The organism is Atribacter sp., assembly GCF_035418125.1.
GTDB classification, from domain to species: Bacteria; Atribacterota; Atribacteria; order Atribacterales; family Atribacteraceae; genus Atribacter; species Atribacter allofermentans.
In genome coordinates this window covers 1-3,068 of sequence record NZ_DAOLQM010000254.1, presented here as the reverse complement: position 1 = coordinate 3,068, position 3,068 = coordinate 1, and the positions used below count along the sequence as shown (strand labels likewise).

Annotated in this window: 2 protein-coding genes; both read right to left on the bottom strand. The window is 38.4% G+C overall.

Translation table 11 applies throughout. From position 1 onward, the window contains the following. On the bottom strand, positions 1-1,733 hold a 1,733-nt coding region (locus PLK24_RS10115), incomplete at its 3' end, for a bifunctional metallophosphatase/5'-nucleotidase (protein ID WP_324478778.1). Between the two features lie 99 nt (positions 1,734-1,832). Continuing rightward, positions 1,833-2,837, bottom strand: a complete 1,005-nt coding sequence (locus PLK24_RS10110; RefSeq protein ID WP_324478776.1) for a uroporphyrinogen decarboxylase family protein — start codon at positions 2,835-2,837, stop codon at positions 1,833-1,835. Between the last annotated feature and the right edge of the window lie 231 nt (positions 2,838-3,068).

Genomic DNA, 3,068 nt, shown 5'->3' with positions numbered 1-3,068 from the left:
ACTAATTCTTCAGTTGGATTTTTTAGGGTAGTGCCTTGGATGAACTCAAGAAAAACGTCGGCATCAATTAGGCCGGTATCCTGTTTATTAGGGATTTTTTCTAATACGCTATTACCATCTCCACCTTGGGCTAGGAAACTATTGGTGACTAATCGGTAGGTTTTATCAAGTTCCAAGGGCTGGTATTTCCCATCGGATTGCTTGATTTCAATTTGGGAAACCCTGGAGCCTTGAGGAAGTGATGGATTCAATTGGATACGAAAGCCAGCTATATAGGCATAAATATTGGCATTATACGCTTCTTTGGATATCGAATAATTAACCATATCCTCTAAAACCTGAGTAAGTTCTTGGCCAGAAAGGTCAGAGAGAACCAGTGTTGATTGAAAGGGAAGGCAATCGTAAACCATTTCAACGGTAATCTCTCCAGCTTCAAAATCGGTACGGACACCGCCGGGATTAAGGAGAGCTACTTGAGCCCCCATGGATGATGTTATATTCAGCATGCTCAAAGCAATGAGAGGACCGGGGCCTGAGTTATTGCTGTTGCGTATTAAATCATCGACAGATTCGGCGATTACAGTGTTTTTGAGTTCCAATAATCCAGAAGAAAATTGGGTATAGATAGCTTTCATTGAATCTGGAGGGATGAGAATTCCAGCTTGACCGCTCTGTATTATATACCGAAGAATTGACTGATATTTATCTGGAGCATTTTGAGCAGTTATTGGAGTATAGTCATCATTCTTGTTTATAATCCCATCTTGATTGGTATCTTGCCATTTTTGTTCAAAGTTATTCCCTATCAGGAGGAGAGGTTGGGCGTTGTAACTCATTATTGTTCCTTCATCATCAAAGCTCAGTTGGATTCTTCCTAAAACCTTTGCCCATTCCCAAGCTTGAACAATGAGAACTTTTCCTCCATCGGGAGAAGTCTCAATGACTGGATAAGGGTATTCGTTATTGTAACCAAAAGCTTTAAAATCACCCATTAAAGTATGTGAATGACCACCAACAATCAAATCAATTCCACTTACTGACCGGGCTAATTGGATATCAGCTTCAATGCCAATATGGGAAAGAACAATTATTTTATTGATTCCTTGCCTTTGAAGGTCCTTAACGGCTGCTTGAGCTCGAGCTTCTGGTGAGAAAAACTGAACGGATTTTCCCGGACTAGAACTGGTTATAACTTCCGGTGTAATTAAACCAATTATTCCAATTCTTTCACCGTGAATTTCAAAAACTTGATAAGGAACGAATTTACCTTTTAAATCAGCATCAGCCTTGGTATCGATATTAGAACATAAAACTGGGAAGGATAACCCATCACGAAATTCTGCTAAAAAAGATGAAGTACGATCAAATTCATGATTGCCCAGAGTCATTGCGGTTACAGGCATGTGATTCAGGAAGATTTGGTCGGTTTGACCATTAAATTTTATAAAATACATAGTTCCTTGTACTGCATCACCAGCATGCAAGAAAAGAATGTTATTATCAGCAGCCGATATACGATCGAGAGCGGTTTTTAAAAAGGTTAATCCACCCAATTGGACCTGGGTCGGGTTTCCATCAATTGGTAGAATTTTGGCTTCGGGATCGAGATGAGAATGGGTATCATTTACATGGATAAGAGTAAAGGTTATGGGCTCGGCAAAGGAAATAGCGTAAATGATCTGGAATAGAGCGATGGTTAAAAGAACAATAAAGAAAGAGGTTTTACTTTTCACCTCATTTTGCCTCCTTAGGTTAATAGATCAATAGAAATGAGCAATGAACAAAAAAGGAAAACCATGAATGGGAAAAATCCCCAATTTTCTTATTTTAAACTAGGATTGGTTTTTGAGTACATCCAACATGGCTAAAATGTTTTCACAGGGAATATCTTTTGGAAGAGCATGAGAAGGAGAAGCTATATATCCTCCATTTTTACCAATTACATCTAAAATGTTTTGGACTCCTCTTTTTACTTCATCAACCGTCCCAAAGGGAAGGAGGCTTTGGATTCCAATTCCACCATAGAAGGATAATTTGCCTTGATAGTGTTTTTTTATTGCAAAGATATCCATCACTTCTGGTTGGAAGGGGTTGAACACATCAAGACCTATTTCAATGAGGTCAGGAAACAATTCATCAACCTTTCCGCAGCAATGGAGGAAAACCTTTCTCCCTCTGTTTTTAATGGAAGCATACATCTGCCCCATTCGAGGTTTAATAAATTTTCTCCACATGGCGGGTCCCATAATGAGCCCTCGTTGCCATCCCCAATCGTCACCAAAATAGACTCCATCAAATCCAATATCCAGTGCTTTTGATATGACTCTCAGATTATATTGAGTTATGTGGTCCATTAAATCTTCAATGAATTCGGGATTGGTAATCATATCAGTAAGAACATTCTCCATTCCCCGTAAAGACCAGGTCCGTTCGAATAGAGAATAAGACATTTTTAAAATGCAAAATTTATCTTTATTTTTTTCTAAAAAAGCTGGTAATGCTTGAAAACGTCTGGGATCGTCTGGGTCGGGGAATCGATACCCTTTTAGAATTGGTTGGGAGAAGACTGGAATCGGGTTTCCAATATCCGGATCAATGGTACGATTCCATACTACGCCCCATTCGTCACGGATAAACCCTGGTTTTACTTCTTGAAAGGCGTCGAGAGGCAGTGCCTTGGTAAAAGCCAAATGGTTGCCGATATTTTGTTCAAAATTTTGATCATTCAAGTATTGAATCATTTTATTACGGGCTGGAACAGTAAAATCTAAATGGTAAGGAACCTTATCAATGGTATTAAACTCAAGAGCATTCATTACCCTTTCGCGCTCATTCATGCCATTCCCTCCAAGGTGATGGTATTTATTTTATCAGTGTAAATGAAAGAAGTGAATTTTTCAAAGATTTGAGAGAATAAAATTAATATAAGGAATGGAAACATTTCACTAAAACAAGATAATAGAAGTTGACATCAGAAAATAATATATATATGATAAATACATATAGTAATGACCCTTAAGGTTTAGGCGGTGGTAAAATGCCGGTTCAGATGAATCCGTGGATGATTT